Annotated in this window: 19 protein-coding genes and 1 riboswitch; of the genes, 13 read left to right on the top strand and 6 right to left on the bottom strand. The window is 61.3% G+C overall.

The window, feature by feature from the left end; translation table 11 throughout:
• Positions 1–2 precede the first annotated feature (2 nt).
• Both CO667_RS08115 and CO667_RS08120 read left to right on the top strand, forming a co-directional pair.
• Positions 3–1,823, top strand: coding sequence for an ABC-F family ATP-binding cassette domain-containing protein (locus CO667_RS08115; RefSeq protein ID WP_097617887.1), 1,821 nt, complete (start codon positions 3–5; stop codon positions 1,821–1,823).
• Between the two features lie 169 nt (positions 1,824–1,992).
• The gene (locus CO667_RS08120) at positions 1,993–2,622 is read left to right on the top strand and encodes a DUF5666 domain-containing protein (RefSeq protein WP_097617888.1); all 630 of its coding nucleotides are present in this window, start codon (positions 1,993–1,995) and stop codon (positions 2,620–2,622) included.
• Positions 2,623–2,631: 9 nt separating this feature from the next.
• Here CO667_RS08120 and CO667_RS08125 read toward each other — a convergent pair whose 3' ends face one another.
• Positions 2,632–4,521: an ABC transporter ATP-binding protein/permease gene (locus tag CO667_RS08125; RefSeq protein WP_179874093.1), complete on the bottom strand. Its 1,890-nt coding sequence runs from the start codon at positions 4,519–4,521 to the stop codon at positions 2,632–2,634.
• 114 nt (positions 4,522–4,635) lie between these two features.
• Positions 4,636–4,713, top strand: a riboswitch (SAM riboswitch).
• Positions 4,714–4,762: 49 nt separating this feature from the next.
• Between CO667_RS08125 and metA the strand changes: the two genes are divergently transcribed.
• From metA to CO667_RS08155, 6 genes are all read left to right on the top strand, one after another.
• Positions 4,763–5,686 (top strand): homoserine O-succinyltransferase, encoded by a 924-nt coding sequence (metA, locus tag CO667_RS08130; RefSeq protein ID WP_097617890.1) that lies wholly within the window; start codon positions 4,763–4,765, stop codon positions 5,684–5,686.
• Between the two features lie 230 nt (positions 5,687–5,916).
• A complete protein-coding gene (locus CO667_RS08135; RefSeq protein ID WP_097617891.1) occupies positions 5,917–6,939 on the top strand; it encodes an aldose epimerase family protein in 1,023 nt (340 codons plus the stop codon).
• Positions 6,940–7,084: 145 nt separating this feature from the next.
• Complete coding sequence (locus CO667_RS08140; RefSeq protein ID WP_097617892.1) at positions 7,085–7,858, top strand: GntR family transcriptional regulator; 774 nt, start codon at positions 7,085–7,087, stop codon at positions 7,856–7,858.
• Complete coding sequence (locus tag CO667_RS08145) at positions 7,855–8,886, top strand: SIS domain-containing protein (RefSeq protein ID WP_097617893.1); 1,032 nt, start codon at positions 7,855–7,857, stop codon at positions 8,884–8,886. The genes CO667_RS08140 and CO667_RS08145 overlap by 4 nt, the downstream gene beginning before the upstream one ends.
• On the top strand, positions 8,886–10,037 hold the full coding sequence (gene nagA, locus CO667_RS08150) for an N-acetylglucosamine-6-phosphate deacetylase (RefSeq protein ID WP_097617894.1): 1,152 nt from the start codon (positions 8,886–8,888) through the stop codon (positions 10,035–10,037). The genes CO667_RS08145 and nagA overlap by 1 nt, the downstream gene beginning before the upstream one ends.
• Positions 10,038–10,054: 17 nt before the next feature.
• Positions 10,055–10,783: an SIS domain-containing protein gene (locus CO667_RS08155; protein ID WP_097617895.1), complete on the top strand. Its 729-nt coding sequence runs from the start codon at positions 10,055–10,057 to the stop codon at positions 10,781–10,783.
• A gap of 62 nt (positions 10,784–10,845) precedes the next feature.
• Here CO667_RS08155 and CO667_RS08160 read toward each other — a convergent pair whose 3' ends face one another.
• The 4 genes from CO667_RS08160 to CO667_RS08175 form a co-directional block, all read right to left on the bottom strand.
• The gene (locus CO667_RS08160; protein ID WP_097617896.1) at positions 10,846–12,042 is read right to left on the bottom strand and encodes an FAD-dependent oxidoreductase; all 1,197 of its coding nucleotides are present in this window, start codon (positions 12,040–12,042) and stop codon (positions 10,846–10,848) included.
• Positions 12,043–12,147: 105 nt separating this feature from the next.
• Positions 12,148–12,948, bottom strand: a complete 801-nt coding sequence (locus CO667_RS08165) for an amino acid ABC transporter ATP-binding protein (RefSeq protein ID WP_097617897.1) — start codon at positions 12,946–12,948, stop codon at positions 12,148–12,150.
• A gap of 3 nt (positions 12,949–12,951) precedes the next feature.
• A complete protein-coding gene (locus tag CO667_RS08170; protein ID WP_097617898.1) occupies positions 12,952–13,695 on the bottom strand; it encodes an amino acid ABC transporter permease in 744 nt (247 codons plus the stop codon).
• 9 nt (positions 13,696–13,704) lie between these two features.
• Positions 13,705–14,631, bottom strand: a complete 927-nt coding sequence (locus CO667_RS08175; RefSeq protein WP_097617899.1) for a transporter substrate-binding domain-containing protein — start codon at positions 14,629–14,631, stop codon at positions 13,705–13,707.
• 149 nt (positions 14,632–14,780) lie between these two features.
• Here CO667_RS08175 and CO667_RS08180 point away from each other — a divergent pair, with 149 nt between their 5' ends.
• Positions 14,781–15,455, top strand: a complete 675-nt coding sequence (locus CO667_RS08180) for a GntR family transcriptional regulator (protein ID WP_097617900.1) — start codon at positions 14,781–14,783, stop codon at positions 15,453–15,455.
• A 174-nt stretch (positions 15,456–15,629) separates the two neighbouring features.
• On the opposite strand, the gene efp is transcribed toward CO667_RS08180, so the two are convergent.
• Complete coding sequence (efp, locus tag CO667_RS08185; RefSeq protein ID WP_028758989.1) at positions 15,630–16,199, bottom strand: elongation factor P; 570 nt, start codon at positions 16,197–16,199, stop codon at positions 15,630–15,632.
• A 144-nt stretch (positions 16,200–16,343) separates the two neighbouring features.
• Here efp and epmA point away from each other — a divergent pair, with 144 nt between their 5' ends.
• The 4 genes from epmA (at position 16,344) to CO667_RS08205 (ending at position 20,149) form a co-directional block, all read left to right on the top strand.
• Positions 16,344–17,405, top strand: a complete 1,062-nt coding sequence (gene epmA / locus CO667_RS08190; RefSeq protein WP_097617901.1) for an EF-P lysine aminoacylase EpmA — start codon at positions 16,344–16,346, stop codon at positions 17,403–17,405.
• The gene (locus CO667_RS08195) at positions 17,402–18,454 is read left to right on the top strand and encodes a lysine-2,3-aminomutase-like protein (RefSeq protein WP_097617902.1); all 1,053 of its coding nucleotides are present in this window, start codon (positions 17,402–17,404) and stop codon (positions 18,452–18,454) included. The genes epmA and CO667_RS08195 overlap by 4 nt, the downstream gene beginning before the upstream one ends.
• Positions 18,455–18,716: 262 nt before the next feature.
• Entirely contained in the window at positions 18,717–18,968 is a 252-nt protein-coding gene (locus CO667_RS08200) for an acyl carrier protein (protein WP_097617903.1), read from the top strand.
• Positions 18,968–20,149 (top strand): acyl-CoA dehydrogenase family protein, encoded by a 1,182-nt coding sequence (locus CO667_RS08205; protein ID WP_097617904.1) that lies wholly within the window; start codon positions 18,968–18,970, stop codon positions 20,147–20,149. Before CO667_RS08200 ends, CO667_RS08205 begins: the two co-directional genes overlap by 1 nt.
• Positions 20,150–20,153: the final 4 nt, after the last annotated feature.

Raw genomic sequence — 20,153 nt, forward strand, 5'->3', positions numbered from 1 at the left:
TTTTGGCCCCTCCCATTCTGAAACTCGACGATATCTTCCTGAGCTTCGGCGGCGCACCGCTTTTGGCGGGGGCTAGCCTGCAGATCGAGCCCGGGGACAAGATCTGTCTCGTCGGGCGCAACGGCTCGGGAAAATCGACGCTCTTGAAGATCGCCGCCGGCCTGGTCGAGGCGCAGTCCGGCGAGGTCTTCCGCCATCCCTCCTCGACGGTGCGTTATCTCGAACAGGCGCCTGACTTTGCCGGCTTCAACACGGTGCAGGCCTATGCCGAGGCCGGCCTCGGGCCGGGCGACGACCCCTATCGCGTCACCTATCTGCTGTCCCATCTCGGGCTGACCGGCGAAGAGGATCCCAAAAATCTTTCCGGCGGCGAATCGCGCCGCGCCGCCCTTGCCCGCGTGCTGGCGCCGGAGCCGGATATTCTGCTGCTCGACGAGCCGACCAACCATCTCGACCTGCCCACAATCGAATGGCTGGAAGGCGAGCTGCAAAAGACGCGCAGCGCCCTTGTGCTGATCTCGCACGACCGGCGTTTCCTCGAAAAGGTCTCGACGGCAACCGTCTGGCTCGACCGCGGCACCTCGCGCCGGCTCGACAGGGGCTTTTCGCATTTCGAGGCCTGGCGCGACCAGGTGCTGGAGGCCGAGGAGCTGGAACAGCACAAGCTCGGCAAGGCGATCGAGCGCGAGGAGCACTGGCTGCGTTATGGCGTCACGGCGCGGCGCAAGCGCAACATGCGCCGCCTCGGCGAACTGCAGACGATGCGGTCGCAGTATCGCGGCCATAAGGGGCCGCAGGGCACGGTGCAGGCGACGGCTTCGGACGCGCAGGAATCCGGCAAGCTGGTGATCGAAGCCGAGAAGATCACCAAGAGCTTCGGTGACCGCTCGATCGTTACGCCCTTCTCGATCCGCGTGCATCGCGGCGATTGCATCGGTCTGGTCGGGCCGAACGGCGCCGGCAAGACGACGCTATTGAAGATGCTGACCGGGCAGCTTTCGCCCGATAGCGGCACGATAAAGCTCGGCACCAATCTGGAGATCGCGACACTCGACCAGAAGCGCGAGGATCTCGATCCCGAGGATACGCTCGCCAACTATCTGACCGATGGGCGCGGCGAAAACCTGCTCGTCAACGGCGAGCAGCGTCATGTCACCGGCTATATGAAGGAGTTCCTGTTCCAGCCGGAACAGGCGCGGACGCCGATCAGGAGCCTTTCCGGCGGCGAGCGCGCCCGGCTGATGCTGGCGCGCATCCTCTCGCGCCCGGCGAATCTCCTGATCCTCGACGAACCCACAAACGATCTCGATATCGAGACGCTCGACTTGCTTCAGGAAATCGTCGCCGGCTTTCCCGGCACCGTCATTCTCGTCAGCCACGACCGCGATTTCCTCGACCGCACCGTGACCTCGACGATCGCGCCTGCCGTGCCGGATGCACCCGATGGCCGCTGGATCGAATATGCCGGCGGTTATTCCGATATGCTTGCGCAGCGCAAGGGCGCGCTCGAGGAGCGCAAGAGGGCTGAAAAAGCGGCTGAGAAGCCGAAGACGCAGGAGGCAGCGCCCTCCGCAGGAAGTGGCAAGAGCAAGCTCTCCTTCAAGCAGAAATTCGCGTTGGACAATCTGCCGAAGGAGATGGCGAAAGCCGAGGCCGAGATCGCCAAGCGCGAACAGGTGATGGCCGATCCCAATCTTTTCACGCGTGATCCCGCAGCCTTCAACCGGCTTGCCAGCGAGATGGAGAAACTGCGTGCCAGCCTGACCGACATGGAGGAGGAGTGGCTGGAGCTCGAAATGCTGCGTGAAGAGCTGGAAGGCTGAAGCTTCCCAGCTCGTCCTCACCTTTCCTTGATTGGCCAGTTGATCGTCGCGCGGCATAAGGTGCCCTCCGGCAGCAAATCCCGTGTTACAGCGTCCTTTTTGCGCATCTGAAAAGACGCGCGGCGCTGTAGGGATATTGCCGATCGCAAGGGCGACAAGGAAAAATCAGATGTCTCGCAAGCCTCATTCCAGAATTCTCATGGCACTTGCCGCCGGCGGTCTCGCCGCGCTTGCCGCAGCGCAGGCCGCACAGGCACAGGATAGCAACCGCATTCGCGTTCGCGGCGCCATCGAAAGCCTCAGCGGCGACAAACTCGTCGTCAAGACGCGCGAAGGCGGCGATGCGACGATCACGCTGAAAGCCGGTTGGAAGGTCGGCGGCATCAAAAAAGCCTCGGTCGAGGATATCAAACCCGGCGATTTCGTCGGGGTCGCCTCGCTCCCGAGAGGCACCGGCCCGGATGGGGCGATCGAGGTGCTGATCTTTCCGGCGTCGATGAAGGGAACCGGCGAGGGCAATCGCCCTTGGGATGCACAGCCGAACAGCCAGATGACCAACGCCACCGTCAGCAATGCCGTCAAATCCGTCGACGGCCATACGATCACGCTGACCTATCAGGGCAAGGAAAAGACCATCACGATCGCCGATGCGACACCGATCGTGACCTTGGCGCCGGCGACCAAGGATGATTTGAAGACCGGCGCCGGCGTCATCGTCACCGGCGAGAAGGCGGCTGACGGCAGCATCTCGGCCAGCCAGGTGGCCGTCGGCCTCAACGGCATCACGCCGCCGATGTGATCGGCGGGCTTAGAGCGCCGGCGCGGGTACGGCAGCAGCGCCTGCACTGGCGCTGGCGCCGGTCTGGGCGACAGGCGGTTCCTCGGATTTTGACGGCAGCGCCTGCAGATGCAGGACGCGCGGCTTCAGCACCTCGAGATAGGCCTCGGAGCGGCCGACATAGATCATGCCGCTTTCGGGCAATGTGGTGAGCAGTTTGGCCATGGTTTCCTGCCATTCCGGCTCCATGCCTTCCAGCACTTCGTCGAAGATGATCCAGCGCGGGCGTACGAGCAGCAGGCGGGCGAAACCGATCGCTTTCTGTTCGTCGCTGTCGAGCAGCTTGTCCCAGCGGGCGCGGGTATCGAGCCTTGCAATCAGCGAATGCAGGCCGGCCTTTTCGAGAGCGGCCTCGATATCCGCCTTCTGATAGGCATCGGCACTTTCGGGGAAGGCCAGCGCCTCGCGCAATGTGCCACCGGGGACATAAGCGATCTGCGGAACGAACAGCATGTCGTCGATCGGCGGCAGGCCCATCGTGCCGCTGCCGCACGGCCAGAGGCCGGCCATCGCCTGGAACAGCAGCTTGCGGTTGACGCTGTGATCGCCATTGATCATGATCTTTTCGCCGGCCTTGATCACGACATCGGTTTCACGCAGACGGAAGCCGCCGCATTCGTCGATCTCTTCGCCGATCTTGGCGACGATGACGATATCCTTCAGCGTCAGCGTGTCGGGCGCGGTGTTTTCATAGGCGATGCTGTTCTTCAGGTCGAAGTCCTCTTCCATGTCGACCAACGCCTGGCGGAAATCGGTGACGCGCATCAGCGTGGCGCGCCATTCGGCGATCGGGCCGAAATTGGCGACGTACCAGCGCAGCGCCGTATTGACCTGGTTGAAGGCGCCGACCGACATCATCAGCTGGCCGAGGGTGAGGCCGCCGGAGAAATAGGCCGGCGCAGCGACGATGATCGGGATGACGATCACCAGCCAGCCGTAACCGGCCGAAACCCAGGTGAGGTTGGTATTGGCCATGGCGAGCCGCTTGACGACCCGCAGCACCGAGCTGATGTCGGTGTTGATGCGCCGGCGCTCATTCTCCTCGCCGCGGGCGACGGTGATTGCCGGCATGTTTTCGTTGGCGTGCATCAGCGTGAAGCGAAGCTCCGCCTCCTTCGAGAAACGGTCGGCATTGAGCTTCACCAACTTGCGGCCGACGACCTGGCTCAGCACCGAGGCGGACGCGGCGTAGAAAATCGCCGCCCAGACCATGTAACCCGGAATGGAGAAGCTGTGGCCGCTGATGCGGAAGATGAAACCGCTCGAAAGCTCCCAGAGCACGCCGATGAAGCTCACCAGAAGAATGGTCGACTGCAGCAGGCCGAGAACCAGCCCTGTCGTGCTTTCGGCGAGATTGCGGGAATCCTCGTGCAGGCGCTGGTCCGGATTGACGCCGATCAGGCCGCTGGAGGCGAGCCGCAGCGCCCGCTTGCGCTTCAGCCATTGGTCGACGAGATCGCGCGACAGGCCCTCGCGCATATAGAGCGCGGTCATCTGATTCAGCCAAGCCTGCAGCACGTTGAGCAGCAGCAGCGTGCCGGCGATCATCGCAAAGATTTCAAGCTGATGGAAGAACTCGCCGAGGTCGCGGCGCTCCAGCGAATCGTAGAAGGGCGCATTCCACTCGTTGAGGATGACCTGGCCGTAGGACGTCGCCAGGATAACGAGGATCAGCACGGTCGCCAGAAACAGCACCTTGCCACGCACTTGCGAATTCCAGAACGCTGAGAACATCACCCCGAGGCGATATGTCAGGCTGAGATCATACCCTACCCTATCCTGCCTCCGGATTCCTGGCCTCCCCTCGATTTTATCTGCCATTACGCTTTTCCAAATCGCCCATACTGTCATTATTAACATGGTGGCGTTACCGGTCTATCAACAGATTCTATCAGTCATTAAAGTGTGATGATGCTTGCATGGGCTGGGCCTGCATGCTTTGGCCATTGATTCGCGGCTCGACTGGGACTAATTAAAGCATTCCGTGGTGATTTGGCCGGCCGGCTTGCAGCCACGTTAAAAAAGTCGCTAAAGGGCCGCGTGCGGACCGGTAGCGATTTTTTTCGCCGCCGGTTTTTTGCTTTTTGATCGAGTGACCGCAATGCCCATCAAGATTCCCGACACGCTGCCCGCCTTCGAAACCCTGGTTCAAGAGGGCGTGCGGGTAATGACCGAGACGATGGCGATCCGTCAGGATATAAGACCGCTGCAGATCGGGCTGCTCAATCTCATGCCGAACAAGATCAAGACCGAGCTGCAGATGGCCCGCCTCGTCGGCGCTTCGCCGTTGCAGGTGGAGCTGTCGCTGATCCGCATCGGCGGCCACAAGGCGAAAAACACGTCCGAAGACCATCTGCTTTCCTTCTATCAGACCTGGGAGGAGGTAAAGCAGCGCAAGTTCGACGGCTTCATCATCACCGGGGCGCCGATCGAGCTTTTGCCCTATGAAGACGTCACCTATTGGGCGGAAATGCAGGAGATCCTCGACTGGACGGAAACGAATGTCCATTCGACGATGAACGTCTGCTGGGGCGCGATGGCGGCGATCTATCATTTCCACGGCGTTCCGAAATACGAGCTGAAGGAAAAGGCCTTCGGCGTCTACCGTCACCGGAACCTGACGCCTTCCTCCATCTATCTCAACGGTTTTTCCGACAATTTCGAAGTGCCGGTGTCGCGCTGGACCGAGGTGCGCCGCGCCGATATCGAGAAATCCGAAAGCCTGGAGATCCTGATGGAATCAGGCGAAATGGGCGTCTGCCTCGTGCACGAGAAGAGAGGCCGGCGGCTCTATATGTTCAACCATGTCGAATATGATTCCACCTCGCTGTCCGACGAGTATTTCCGCGACGTCAATGCCGGTGTGCCGATCAAGATGCCGCACAATTACTTCCCGCATAATGATCCCGCACTGGCGCCGCAGAACCGCTGGCGCAGCCATGCGCATCTTTTGTTCGGCAACTGGATCAACGAAATCTACCAGACGACGCCCTTTGATGTGGAGGAGATCGGCACGGATCTCTGAGTGTGGCAGAGCGGATACCGCAGCGTCACCGCTGCGGTATTTCTTTCTCATTCAGCCGGTTGCGGTTTGGAGCAAATGCGGGCAGGTTCCGCTCTTAAAGCGCGTCACGATCTTTCAGATTCGCTCTGCGCGCTTTAAGTCTTTGTTTTTACGCATGTCGTTATCGGAAAACCGCTGTACACTTTTGCGCGACATGCTTTAAACCCCAGGAATAGAATGGACGGTCGATCATGTCGGATAAGTTGGAGCGGGAAGTTTTCGGACAGACGAAGGCAGGCGAGACCGTCTATCGCGTCGTCATCAAGGGCGGCGGGCTAACGGCCAAGATCATCACCTGGGGGGCGGTTATCCAGGATCTGCGCCTCGAAGGCCATGACGCGCCGCTGCAGCTCGGCTTCGACGACTTCGACAGCTACCCCCTCTATTCGGCCTATTTCGGCGCGACACCCGGGCGCTGCGCCAACCGTGTCGGTGGCGGCAAATTCACGCTCGACGGCAAGGACTATCAGCTCGAGCCAAACGAAAACGGCGTGACGCATCTGCATGGCGGCAGCGACAATATCGCCAAACGCAACTGGACGATCGTCGAACATGACGTCGACCGGGTCGTGCTGAAGATCGTCGATCCCGATGGCCGCGCAGGCTATCCCGGCAATTGCACCATCCAGGCAACCTTCCGGGTGCACGGCAACGGTGAATTGTCGGTGACCTACGAATCGACCAGTGATCAGCCGACGCTCGCCAATGTCTGCCAGCACGCCTATTTCAATCTCGATGGCCGCGAAGATGCACTTGGCCACGACATCATGATCGCTGCCGATCACTATCTGCCGACCGACGAGAGGCAGGTGCCGACCGGTGAGATCCGTTCCGTCGAGGGCACGGAATTCGATTTCCGCGAGATGGCGCCGATGAAGCGTTTCGTCGGCAGCGAACAAGCTTTGTACGACCACAATTTCTGCCTGTCGCCCGAGCGCACCGCCAAGCGCAGCGTCGTGCTTGCCCGCAGCCTCTATTCCGGTGTGTCGCTGGAGGTGCGCAGCACCGAGCCGGGCGTGCAGTTCTATGCCGGGTTCAAGCTCAATACCGCAGCGCCCGGCCTTGGCGGGCGTAAATACGGTCCCTTCGCCGGCTTCTGCCTGGAGACGCAGGTCTGGCCGGATGCCATCAATCACGAAGGTTTCCCGAATGCGGTGCTGCGCCCCGGCGAAGTGCTGCGCCAGGAGACGGACTATATCTTTACCAAGAGCTGAGGTCTTTTTTAGACACGCGGCGCTGTGGACGCGCGGCTGTCAGATTTGATCGCTATGAACCTCTCCGGTCCCCGGGGAGGTTTTTTCTTGCCGGTGTGCGATTCCGTCTTGCTGATTGGTTCTAGATAGGTTCTATTGCGTGCCTATGGATAGAACCAGTCTGATAGCGGAGCTGAGCAGCCGCGGCCTGCGTGACCAAGCCTTGACCGGCCCGCTCTACAAGCGGCTGGCGCAGGCGCTGACCGGCCTCATTCAGGAAGGCCTGCTGAAGCCCGGCACGGCGCTGCCGGGAGAGCGCGACCTCGCCGAGGCTCTGAAACTCGGTCGTGTCACCGTGCGCACCGCCTATCGCGATCTGATGGCGTCAGGCGCACTGGAATCGCGCCACGGAAGCGGTACGTTCGTATCGAGCAGGGTGGAGCGTATGGAGCAGTCGCTCTGGCGGCTTTCCTCCTTCTCCGCCGACATGCGCTCACGCGGGCGTCTGCCGGCCGCGCGGATATTGTCGCGGGCGATCAATAGGCCGTCGCCGGAGGAATCCTTCCTGCTCGGTCTCGGCGGCGACGAGCCGGTGCTGCGGCTCGACCGGCTGCGTCTTGCGGACGGCCTGCCGCTGGCGATCGAACGCGCCGTGGTGCCGATCAAGTTCTTAGGCGACGACGCCGGCGGCGAAGGATCGCTCTACGATGCGCTGACGGCCAGCGGCCACCGGCCGGTGCGGGCGCTGCAGCGGCTGACGGCGGTGACGCTCGATCCGTCCTCGGCGGCGATCCTGAACGTCAAATCAGGCGCCCCGGCGCTGCTGATCGAACGCGTCTCGCGCCTGGAAGACCAGCGCGTCGTCGAATACACCCGCTCGCATTACCGCGGCGACGCCTATGATTTCGTTGCAGAATTGAGAATCGGAGAAGACCTATGAGTGAGAACCAGTCGCTGATGCTGCAGGAAGCCGGCCAATCGCCCGAGGTGGTGGCCACCCTTCTCGAAAAGGAAAAGCCGGTCTTTGCCGAGATCGCCCGGTTGTTTTCGTCGGCCCGCCCGAGCGTGGTGACGACGGCGGCGCGCGGCTCCTCGGACCACGCTGCCACCTTCTTCAAATATCTCTTCGAGATCACCTGCGGCGTTCCGGTCGCATCGGTCGGCCCGTCGATCGCTTCGGTCTATGGTGCCGCGCTGCATCTGAAGGGCGGCGTCCATTTCACCGTCTCGCAGTCGGGTGCCAGCCCCGACATCGTCGCGCTGCAGGATGCGGCGAAGAAGGGCGGGGCGACGACGATTGCCGTCGTCAATGTCACCGACAGCCCGCTGGCAAAACAGGCTGATATCGTTCTCGGCCTCAATGCCGGCGCGGAAAAGAGCGTCGCGGCGACGAAGTCCTTCATCGCCTCGGTCGCTGCCCTTTCCGGGGTAACGGCTGCGATCGGCAGCGCGTCCGAGCTGCAGGCCGCGCTCGGCAAGCTGCCGGAGGCGCTTTCGGCAACCGCCGGGATCGACACGGCGGCAGCCGAGGAGGTGCTCTTCAACGCGACCTCGCTCTATACCGCCGGCCGCGGCCCCGCCTTCGCGATCGCGCTCGAAGCGGCGTTGAAGGCCAAGGAGACCTCCGGCCTGCATGCCGAGGCCTTTTCGTTGGCGGAACTGATGCACGGTCCGATGCGTCTGGTGCAGCCGGGCTTTCCGATTGTCGCCTTTGCGCCCGACGATGCGGCCTTCGCCAATAATAGCCAGGCGCTGGAGCGTTTGCAGAAGCTCGGCGCCACCACTGTCGGCTTCTCGGCACAGCCGCTTTCCGGTATCAATCTGCGCGTGCCGACGACGGGCAACGGTCTGGTCGATCCACTGGTCTCGCTGCTCGTCTATTACCGGCTGATCGAGTCGGTGACGCGCCGCAAGGGCTTCGATCCCGACAGGCCGGCGAACCTACTCAAGGTGACGGAGACGGTCTGATGGCCCGCAAGATCTTCCTCGGCGCCCGCATCTTCGACGGCGAGCGCTTCCATGACGACAAGGCGCTCATCGTTGCCGACGGCCGTGTCGAAGCGATCGTCGCGAGAAACGACCTGCCGGAGGGCGAAACGGTGACGCTTGCGGGCGGCGTCCTGTCGGCCGGCTTCATCGATGCGCAGGTCAATGGCGGCGCCGGGCGGATGCTGAACGACGAGCCTTCCGCCGCCTCGATGGAGATTATTGCCGGCGGGCATCGGCCTTACGGCACGACATCGCTGCTGCCGACGCTGATCACCGATACATCCGAAGCCTCCATTGCTGCGATCGCGGCCGCCAAGGATGCCGTCAAGGCAAAGCGCGGCGTCGCCGGCCTGCATCTCGAAGGCCCGCACCTGGCGCCGGCGCGCAAGGGTGCGCATCTCGCCGAACTGATGCGGCCGGTCGAGGATCGCGACGTCAAAGCCTTCATTGCGGCGCGCGAGGCGATCGGCACACTGCTCGTCACCATTGCCGCCGAGCAGGTGACGGTTGCCCAGGTGCGCGAACTTGCGGAAGCCGGCGTCACGGTCAGCATCGGCCATTCCGATTGTTCGAGCGAGGCGGCGGAGGAACGTTTCGATGCCGGCGCGCGGGGTGTCACCCATCTTTTCAACGCCATGAGCCAGCTCGGACACCGCGCGCCGGGTCTGGTTGGTGCGGCGATCGATCATCCCTCGGTCTGGTGCGGCATCATTGCCGACGGTCATCACGTCGATCCGAAAGCCCTACGCACGGCGCTGCGCGCCAAACGCGGCGAAGGCAAGCTGTTCTTCGTCACCGATGCCATGTCGCTCGTCGGATCCGAGAAGGACTCGTTCACGCTGAACGGGCGCACCGTCCGGCGCGAAAGGGGCGGTTTCTGCTCGAAGCTGGTACTATCAGACGGGACGCTGGCCGGTTCCGATGTCGATATGATCTCGACGATCCGCTACGGCGTCATCTATCTCGACCTGACGCTCGCCGAGGCCTTGCGCATGGCGACCCTTTATCCCGCGCGTTTCCTGAGGTTCGCCGATCGCGGCCATCTCTCCCCCGGCGCGCGCGCCGATCTTGTGCATCTCACCGATGCGCTTGCCGTCACCGCCACCTGGCTTGCCGGCGAGGCGGCCTGAACCCAAGGAGAAGCGGGATGACCGACATTACCGATGCCTATTTCGCCAATCTGATCGGCCGGCTGGAGGAACTGAAGCAGGCGCTTGCCGAGCCGATGGCGCAGGCAGCTGATGTCATTCTCGATGCCGCGCGCGGCGACAAGCGCGTTTATGTCTTCGGTACCGGCCATTCGCACATGCTGGCGGAAGAGGTGCATTATCGCGCCGGCGGGCTCGCCTTCACCGTGCCGGTGCTCGTCGGCTCGGCCATGCTGCATGAGGGTGCGGTCATCAGCTCGGTCTATGAGCGCACACAGGGCCTGGTGCGGCCGATGTTGGAACGTTACGGCATGCAGCCGGGCGATGTCATCGTCATCGCCTCCAATTCGGGCGTGAACGCCGCGCCGATCGAGGCCGCCGATTATGCGCGCGAAATCGGCGCAAAGGTGATCGCCATCACCTCGATCGCCTATTCCTCGGCGATCGCCAATGGCCGCCGGCGGCTCGCCGACGTCGCCGATGTGGTGCTCGACAACGGGCTGCCGCCGGGTGATGCCGTTGTCGATCTCGAAGGCACGGGGCTTCGGGTCGGGCCGGTCTCGACGGCAGTCGGGGTGACGGTCATCAATGCGATCTTCGCCGAGGTCGCCTCGGAACTATCGAAATCCGGCGATGCTCCTGTTTATCTCAGCGCCAATATGCCGGGGGCTGCAGAGATCAATCAGAAGCTCGTGAAGAAATATCGGCCGCGCAATCCGCATCTCTGATGATGGGAGCGAAGCGGTGTCGCAATCACAGTTCCGTATGTCACGACATGCTCCCGACGCGATCAAGCGGCAAGAATGGAGCTGACCATCCGAGCCGTCCGCGGTGCCAGCGTCAAACCGATATGCCCGTGTCCAAAAGCAAACACCACGTCCCTTCCTCCTCTTGAAGGCCGGATGACAGGAACGGAATCGGGCATGGAAGGGCGGAAGCCCATCCAGCTGCGGCTTGGTTCGCCAAGCGTCGGGAAAATCCTGCGGGCGTTTGCCAACAACACTTCGAGGCGCCTTGGGTTCGAAGGCGCGGTAATGCCTCCGAGTTCCACAGTGCCGGCCACCCGCAGGCGGCCGCGCATCGGGCAAAGGTAAAATCCGTGATGCGTCGGGCATACCGGTCGTTCCACCGGCAATGTTTCCATATCGAATTCGAGATGATAACCCCGCTCGGTATCCAGGGGGACCCGCTCTCCGAGCTGCAGAGCCAGACCGCGGGAATGGGCGCCGGCAGCGATCACCGCCGCTCGGGCATGGATGCTGTGGGCCGAAGCCATCATCCTCACTCCATCCCGCTCACGCGAAATAGTCGTCACCGAGTCTCGAATGAACTCGACGCCCGCTCGTTTGGCGGCGGCTTCCATCACGCTCATGACCTGGCCGGGATCGGTGACGTTTATCGCTTTCGGAAAGAAAAGCCCTCCGCCATGGACCTGCGGCAGCCGAGGCTCCAGGCTTTGCACCTGGTCGGGTGTGAGAAGCTGCTGCGCTATCCCATAGGTTCGGCGAAGCTCGACATCCGAAGCGGCTGCCTTGAAGGCCTCGGGCGTCTGGTAGAGATAGAGGCATCCCTTCGCGCTCAAAAGATCGGATGCGCCGATCTCGGCTGCGAGTTCGAGCCATTCCGATGAAGCGTCGGAGAGAAGGTCGGCGATGCGGCACGTATTGTCTCTGTATCTGTGCGGGAGGGATTCGTAGGCAAAACGCATCAGCCATGGAAACAAGCTGGGCAATGCGGCCTTGCGGATGGACAGCGGGCTGTCGGAATTGAGAAGCAGCGAGGCCAGGTTTTTGAGGACGGCGGGTGTGCCGACGGGAATGATTGCATAGTCGGCGATCGTTCCGGCGTTGCCGTAAGATGCCCCCGAACCGGGTTTGTTCGGTTCGATCACGACGACATCGCGACCGTCGGCGCGCAGCCGCAGCGCGGTTGCCACGCCGATCACACCGCCGCCGATGACGGCGATATCTGTTGTTAGCTTGTTCATGAAATGTGTATCTACCTCGGCGCCTTGTGATGGCGCGATCCGATATGCGAATTCGCCAACCCGACGGCGCCATGCGCCGCCGGGCCGGTTCGATTCAATCGAGGATTAGCCTGGCGAAGCGTAGCGCGCGACATAAGCAGCCGTGCGTGCTTCGGTTGGACGGTCAAGCACATCTCCGGCGGTTCCCTGCTCGATGATAAGACCACCGTCGATGAACACGACCCAGTCCGACACCTCCTTCGCGAAGGGCAGCTCATGCGTAACCAGGATCATCGTCATGCCGTCGGCCGCAAGTTCCCGCATGACCCGTAGAACTTCGCCGGTCGATTCAGGATCGAGCGCCGATGTCGGCTCGTCGAACAGCAACACTGTTGGTTCCAGCGCGAGCGCCCGTGCAATCGCCACACGCTGCTGCTCGCCGCCCGACATCTGTTCCGGATAAGCCATCGCCCGTTTGGCAAGGCCCACTCTCGTCAGAAGTTTAACGGCCCGTTCCACGGCCTCTTTCTCGCCGATCTCGGCTGCATGCATCTGAGCGAGGACGACGTTCTCCACGGCCGTCAGATGCGGGAACAGATTGAAGCGCTGAAACACCATGCCGACACGTTGCCGAAGCTTTGCAAGGTTGCGGCAGGTCACCTCGCCGTTGGCGAAGATCGTCTCATCGCCGACAGTGATCGTTCCCTGATCGGGACGTTCAAGCAAATTGACGCAGCGCATGAGGGTGGTCTTTCCTCCACCGCTCTGGCCAATGATGCTCACGATCTTGCCGGCGGGAACCTCGAGATCGACGCGGTCAAGCACCAGGCGTCCATCGAAAGACTTGCGCAATCCGCTGATTTTGACGGCCGGACGTCCGAGCGGCTGCTTTGACACAAAGGCAGTTTTGACAGGAGTGGTCGTCATGGGTCAGACCTTCCCCTCGGCGAGGTAGGTCCTCGCTAATTTGAGCCGACGCCTTCTGGCCAACGACAATGGCACGCCCGCATGGATCTTGCGTTCCAGCAGAAGCAGACATTGCGACACCGGGTAGCAGATAGCGAAATAGGCCGCAGAGATCACGAGATACACTTCAAGCGCTCGGAATGTTTCCGAGGCTATCAACTGTGCCTGCGTCATCAGTTCGGCGGCGGAGATCGTGACAAGCAGCGAGGTCGACTTGATCAGGTCGACGAACATTGTGTTCGTACCGGGAAGCGCGAGCCGCACCGCCTGCGGCAGGACGACATGGGTGAACGTTTTGCCGCGCCCCAGCCCGAGAGCTTGAGACGCCTCTTGCTGTCCTTGGTGTACGCCGGCGATAGCGGCCCGAAAGATCTCGGACAGGTAAGCGGCGTAGAAGAGCACCAAGCTCAACACTCCAGCCTCGAAAACCTCCAGCCTGATGCCTACCGAAGGCAGGCCGAAGTAGGTGAGGAAAATGATCGCCAGAAGCGGTACGTTTTTAAAAAGCTCGGTATAGAACGCTGCAGGGACGCGGACGAGCCGCAGCCGGTTGAGCCTCATCAACGCAAGTGCAAGACCAAGAATCGTCGCGCCAATGAAGCTGGCCACGGTGTAGCCGAGGGTCCTGAGCAGACCCCCGGCAATGCTTCCGACGTAGTCATTCCAGGGAACCTGGAAAACATCGGTGAAGGATGACAGCGCCGTCATGCCCCGATCTCACTTCGCGATGGAAGGCGGGTTCCAGTCGGCGGGACGGTCAACGCCGCGCCGCTGTGCCGCCATCTCGGGCGATGGAACCAGGAACTGCATGGGATCGCCGCCCCATTTCGTGATCAAAGCCCCAAGGGATCCATCCTTGTACATGCCGTCGATCTGATCGGACACAGCCTTGGCCAGCTTCGGCGACTGCTTGGGAAGGTAGAATCCGGTCATGTAGGCTTGAAAATATTTGTAATCGGGGTGTGCGGCCACCTGTTCGTTTGTCGGCGGCTTCAGATATTCGATGCGGACCTTCATGTCGGGGCGCTGCTGTTGTTGATAGGTGATCAGCAACGGATCGAGAAAGCCAACGTCCAGACGCCCGGAAGAAATATCCTGGAACACACCTTCGGCGTTCGGGAACGTATGCGGTGATGCGTTAGGGACCTGCGCGATCGATTTCGCCCAGACATACCCCGTCACAGTGCCGAGATTTTTGCCTTCCAGGCTCGCAACATCCGGAAAGCTCGCCGTGCCGCTCACCGCCATGGCCGGCGGCGAATAGTACGGAGGGTCAGTGAACAGGCCGACCTTCTGGCGAGCGTCGGACCATGCAATTCCGCCAATGGTTATATCAGCCCGCTGTGTCTGGACGGAAGCCAGCATGCCTGGGAAGTCGGTGACGTTGATTTCCATTTTGAGGCCGAGCTTATCGGCCACGGCTGTGAGGATGTCGCTGTCGAGACCGACCAGCTTTCCATCCTTGGCCGCCGTATAGGGCATGTAAGGCTGCACCGTAACGACGAGCGTGCCCGGCTTCATCAGTTCCAGATCGTCGGCATTCGCAGTGGATGGCACCGCCGTCGCGAATAGCCCCAAACCCAAGACCGCCAAGGCAACCAACCCATTCGCCTGCGATTTTTTCATCAATTCAGCATGTTTCATTTGAAACCCCTCTTTGTGGTTATATATTGCTGATATATTGACAATATGCAGACATGATATGGAGTCAAGCAGATTCGTTGAGCGCCTTTTTTCTAGGCGGAAAAGCGTTTAGCTATGCGGAAACGGGCAGAGAGAGGAAAACGCTGAATATGTCGGCATTCGAAGTGGATTACGAAGCGGCGGAATCGACACTGGCGGAACGGACGTACATTCGGCTGCGCGACGACATCATTACGACGCTGCTTCCTCCCGGCACACTTCTGCGCGAAGCCGAGATCATGAAACGCATGGATGTCGGGCGCACCCCGGTCCGGGAGGCGATTCAGCGTCTGCAATATGATGGTTTCGTTGTCGTCAGCGCGCGGCGCGGCACATTTGTGAGCAAGATCGATATCAATGATCTTACTGCGGTTTATGAGGCACGAGCACGGATCGAGTCCTGGGCGACCCGGCTAGCTGCGGAAAGGCTGCGCGAGTTCGAGCGGCAAGAAGCGCGGCAACTGATCGATGAGCTCAAGCAAACAACCGGTCCGATGGCGCTGGAGGACATCCTTGCTCTCGATCGCCGGGTTCACCGCTTCATTTACAAAGTGGCGAAAAACCCTTTCCTGTCGGATACGCTGGATCACTACCACAATCTGTCGCTGAGAATCCTGTACGTCGCCATGAAACGGTTTCCAAGCTTGGTGCCGCGCCTTGAGGACGTCTTGCATGATCAGGTCCTCATGCTTGAGGCGGTATGCAAAGGTGACGCAGATGAGGCCGAAAAGATCGCGATGGCTCACGTCATGAGCTTTGAGAGCGAGGTCCGGAAGGTAATCTGAATTCGGATCTGGGAATTGGATGCAGCTTCAGCTGAACGAAGATATTTCCGGCAGAATGAGCCGTCCGAAACGATCTCGTGCTGCGAGTGGACTCGGGCATCGACACCTGCCTGAATTCCACATCTCAGTGAGAGGCCGGTGTGAGCCGGCCTCCTGAACGGATGAAAACCAGGATCAGTCCTTGGCGCGTTCGACGTAGGAATTGTCTTCCGTGGCGATGACGACGCGGGTGCCGGCATTGATGTGCGGCGGCACCATGGTGCGCACGCCGTTCGACAGCATGGCCGGCTTGTAGGAGGACGATGCCGTCTGACCCTTGACGACCGGTTCCGTCTCGGTGATTTCGAGCGTGACGTGGCGCGGCATCTGGATCGCCAGCGCAATGCCTTCATGCATTGACAGAACGCAGGTCATGCCTTCCTGCAGATAAGCCTTGTCGTCACCCATCGTCTCAACATCGACGACGACCTGATCGTAGTTTCCAGGGTTCATGAAGTGAAAGCCTTCGCCGTCCTCGTAGAGGAACTGATGGTTCACGTCTTCGACGAAGGCGCGCTCGACCTGTTCGGTGGTGCGCCAGCGCTCGGAAACCTTCACGCCGTCGACGATGCGGCGCATGTCGACCTGGGTGACCGGCGTGCCCTTGCCCGGATGAAAGTTCTGGGCGGTGAGGACGACGTAGAGCTTGCCGTCGACGTCGAGAACGTTGCCCTTGCGGACCGAAGAGGCGATGACCTTGACCATAAGACTTCCTTGTAACTCGGCTTTCAGCGTCGTAGAGGACTGTCGAGCCTCAAAGACGGAAATATTTTTCTTTGGGGCGCAACTAACCTAAAATCCGGGAAATAGCCATCCCCATACCGGCTTCTCCGGCGAAGAAAGCTTGGAATGAACTCTTCGGCCAAAGCGTCCCCCTGGTGGACCCCGTCCGTGCATGCCGATCGCCGTGCCTTTCTGCTCGGGCGCAATGCGATCCAGGCGGCGTTGCGCGGGTTTTTCGCGCGCGAGGATTTCATCGAGGTGGATACGGCGGCGCTGCAGGTCTCGCCCGGCAACGAGGCGCATCTGCATGCTTTTGCCACGGAAGCGCTGACGACGGACGGGCAGAAGGCGCCGTTCTACCTGCACACTTCGCCGGAATTCGCCTGCAAGAAGCTGCTTGCGGCCGGCGAAGAACGCATCGCGTGTTTTGCCCATGTCTATCGCAATCGCGAGCGCGGGCCGCTGCACCATCCCGAATTCACCATGCTCGAATGGTATCGGGCCGGCGAAAGCTATGAGAGCCTGATGATGGATTGCGTGCGCATCCTGGCGCTTGCGGCCGAAACCGCAAAGACCGAGATGCTTGCCTATCGCGGCGGCGAGAGCGATCCCTTTGCGGGGCCGGAGCGGATCAGTGTCGCCGAGGCCTTCGAGCGGCATGCCGGCATCGATCTTCTCGCCTCGGTCGCCGTCGACGGTTCGACCGATCGCGATCATCTGGCCGCCGAGATGAAGCGCGTCGACATGCGGGTTGCCGATGACGATGGCTGGGCCGATCTCTTCAGCCGGGTGCTGGTCGAAAAGATCGAGCCGCATCTCGGCTTCGGCCGTATCACCATCCTCGACCAATATCCCGTCTCGGAGGCGGCACTTGCGCGTCCCTCGGCGCGCGACCCCCGGGTTGCCGAACGTTTCGAGCTCTATGCCTGCGGCGTCGAGCTTGCCAACGGCTTCGGCGAGCTTACCAACGCCGGCGAACAGCGGCGGCGCTTCGAGATCGAGATGGCCGAGAAGGCGCGGGTCTACGGCGAGGCCTATCCGATCGACGAGGATTTCCTCGCCGCACTGTCGCTGATGCCCGAGGCAAGCGGCATCGCGCTCGGCTTCGACCGGCTCGTGATGCTGGCGACGGGCGCATCGCGCATCGATCAGGTGCTCTGGGCGCCGGTTGCGGAGTACGGAAGATGAATGCCGTCAAGCCGATCAAGAGTGTCGACGATCTCGTGAAGGCGGGGCTTGCCGCACCGGCCGACCGCAAGGCGCTCGAGGCGGTTGCCGCGCGTTACGCAATCGCCCTGACGCCTGTCGTCACCAGGCTGATCGATCGAGCCGATCCGGATGATCCGATCGCACGGCAATTCGTGCCGGATGCCGCCGAACTCACGGTCGTGCCCGAAGAACGCGCCGATCCGATCGGCGATCATGCCCACAGCCCGGTCGAGGGCATCGTCCATCGCTATCCCGACCGCGTGCTGCTGAAGGCCGTGCATGTCTGCCCGGTCTATTGCCGTTTCTGCTTCCGGCGTGAAATGGTCGGGCCGCAGGGCCTCGGCACGCTCGATGCGGCGGCGATGCAGGCAGCCCTCGATTATATCAACAGCCATCAGGAAATCTGGGAGGTCATCCTCACCGGTGGCGATCCGCTGGTGCTTTCTCCGCGCCGCCTCCGCGAGATCATGGAGGCGCTTGGGGAAATCGCGCATGTGAAGATCGTGCGTTTCCACACCCGTGTTCCCGTCGTCGATCCCGGGAAGGTCGACGCGGCGTTGATCGCGGCGCTGAAGGCGAGCGGCAAGACGGTTTATGTGGCGCTGCACGCCAACCATGTCAGCGAACTGACGAGCGAAGCGCGGGCGGCCTGCGCCCGTCTCGTCGATGCCGGCATCGCCATGGTCAGCCAGTCGGTGTTGCTCAAGGGCATCAACGACGATCCCGACATGCTTGCGGAACTGATGAAGGCTTTCGTCGAAATCCGCGTCAAACCCTATTACCTGCATCATCCTGATCTGGCGCCCGGCACCGGTCATTTCAGATTGACGATCGAGGAGGGGCAGAGGATCGTCGCCGCGCTGCGCGGGCGGATTTCCGGCCTCTGCCAGCCGACCTATATCCTCGATATCCCCGGCGGCCACGGCAAGGCCGTCGTCAGCGGAAGCACCGTTCGGGCGATGGGTGAGGGATGTTATTCCGTCTCGGACTATCGCGGCGGCGAGCATTCCTACCCGCCTGCGGATTGACACGAAGCGGCGCTTTCCGTGTCATTTCTGTACTCGTGACGCCCGAAATCGTGTCAAGTGCCGACGATAAATCGGCTTTAAAGCATTGGAATATAAAATGTATTTCCACTTTCGGCTCAGAGATCGCTAAAATCCTAACTATGAGCAACAGTCATATTTAACCAGACAAATTAGCGGAATGTTCTGTTTTCCGCACTAAAAGAACGCTCATGACAAGGCGATGAACGCCGGTTCGGGATCATGAGAATCTTGGAGTGATGGGATGAATACGACAATCCGCGACCTCGTAGCCAAATTCGGCAAGCTTCCTGTCGCAATCGACCAGGTCGCCGACGACGCCGATCTTTATGCGGCAGGTCTGACCTCCTTTGCTTCGGTGCAGCTGATGCTGGGCATCGAAGAGGCCTTCGACATCGAATTTCCCGACAATCTCCTGAACCGCAAATCCTTCGCCAGCATTTCGGCCATCGCCAAGACGGTCGATCTCATCCAGGACAGCCGGAAGGTCGCCTGATGAACTTCCCCGTCAAGATCATGCAGGACGGTCTTGTCTCAAGGGTCGCCCGTGTCGCCGAAGTCGCGGCTAGACATGCCGATGCCGTCGATCTCGAAGGCCGTTTTCCTCGGGAAGCCGTGGATGTCATGAAGGCCGAAAGGCTGCTCGGCATCCAGGTGCCGCGCCATCTCGGCGGTGAATCCGCCTCGATCACCGAGATCGCCGAATTGTGCTCGATGCTCGGCCAGGCCTGCGCGGCAAGCGCCATGGTCTTCGCCATGCACCATATCAAGCTGTCGAGCCTCGTCGAACACGGCGCCGACAGCGAATGGCATCGCAGTTTCATGCGCGCCATCGCTGCCGACCAGCTGCTGATCGCGTCTGCGACCACTGAAGGCGGTATCGGCGGAAACCTGCGCAACAGCATTTGCGCGGTCGAAGTCGACGGCGATATCTGCCGCCTCGAAAAGGACGCGACCGTCATTTCCTACGGTTCACATGCTGATGCCATCCTCATCACTTCGCGCAGCCATCCGCAGGCAGCGTCCTCCGATCAGGTGCTGACGGCCTTTACCAAGGACCAGTACACGCTCGAGAAGACGCATGCCTGGAATACGCTCGGCATGCGCGGCACCTGCTCCGACGGCTTCCTTTTCAAAGGCGAAGCGCCGGCGCGTCAGATCCTGCCGAAGCCTTTCGCCGAGATCGCGGCGCAATCGATGCTCGCCTCTTCGCACCTGTTATGGAGCGGCGTCTGGTACGGCATTGCGGTCGATGCGGTCGCCCGCGCCCAGGCCTTCGTGCGCGCCGCCGCCCGCAAGGCGCCGGATGCCCAGCCGCCGGGTGCGCTGCGCCTCGCCGAAGTTTCGAACCTGCTGCAGATGGTCAAATCCAATGTGGTTGCCGGCCTGAAGGCCTATGAGGACGCCAAGGCCGATCAGGACAGGTTGTCGTCGATGGGCTTTGCGGTGGCGATGAACAACGTCAAGATCGCCTCTTCCGAGACGATCCTGGAGATCGTCAACCACGCCATGCTGATCTGCGGCATCATGGGCTACAAGAACGGTACGCCCTTCAGCCTCGGACGCCATCTGCGCGACGCACATTCCGCGCAGCTCATGATTTCGAACGACCGCATCCTCGGCAACACGTCGAGCATGCTTCTCGTCCACAAGCAGGACACTAGCCTACTGGGGTAAAGCC

The organism is Rhizobium sp. L43, from assembly GCF_002531725.1.
Taxonomy (GTDB): domain Bacteria; phylum Pseudomonadota; class Alphaproteobacteria; order Rhizobiales; family Rhizobiaceae; genus Rhizobium.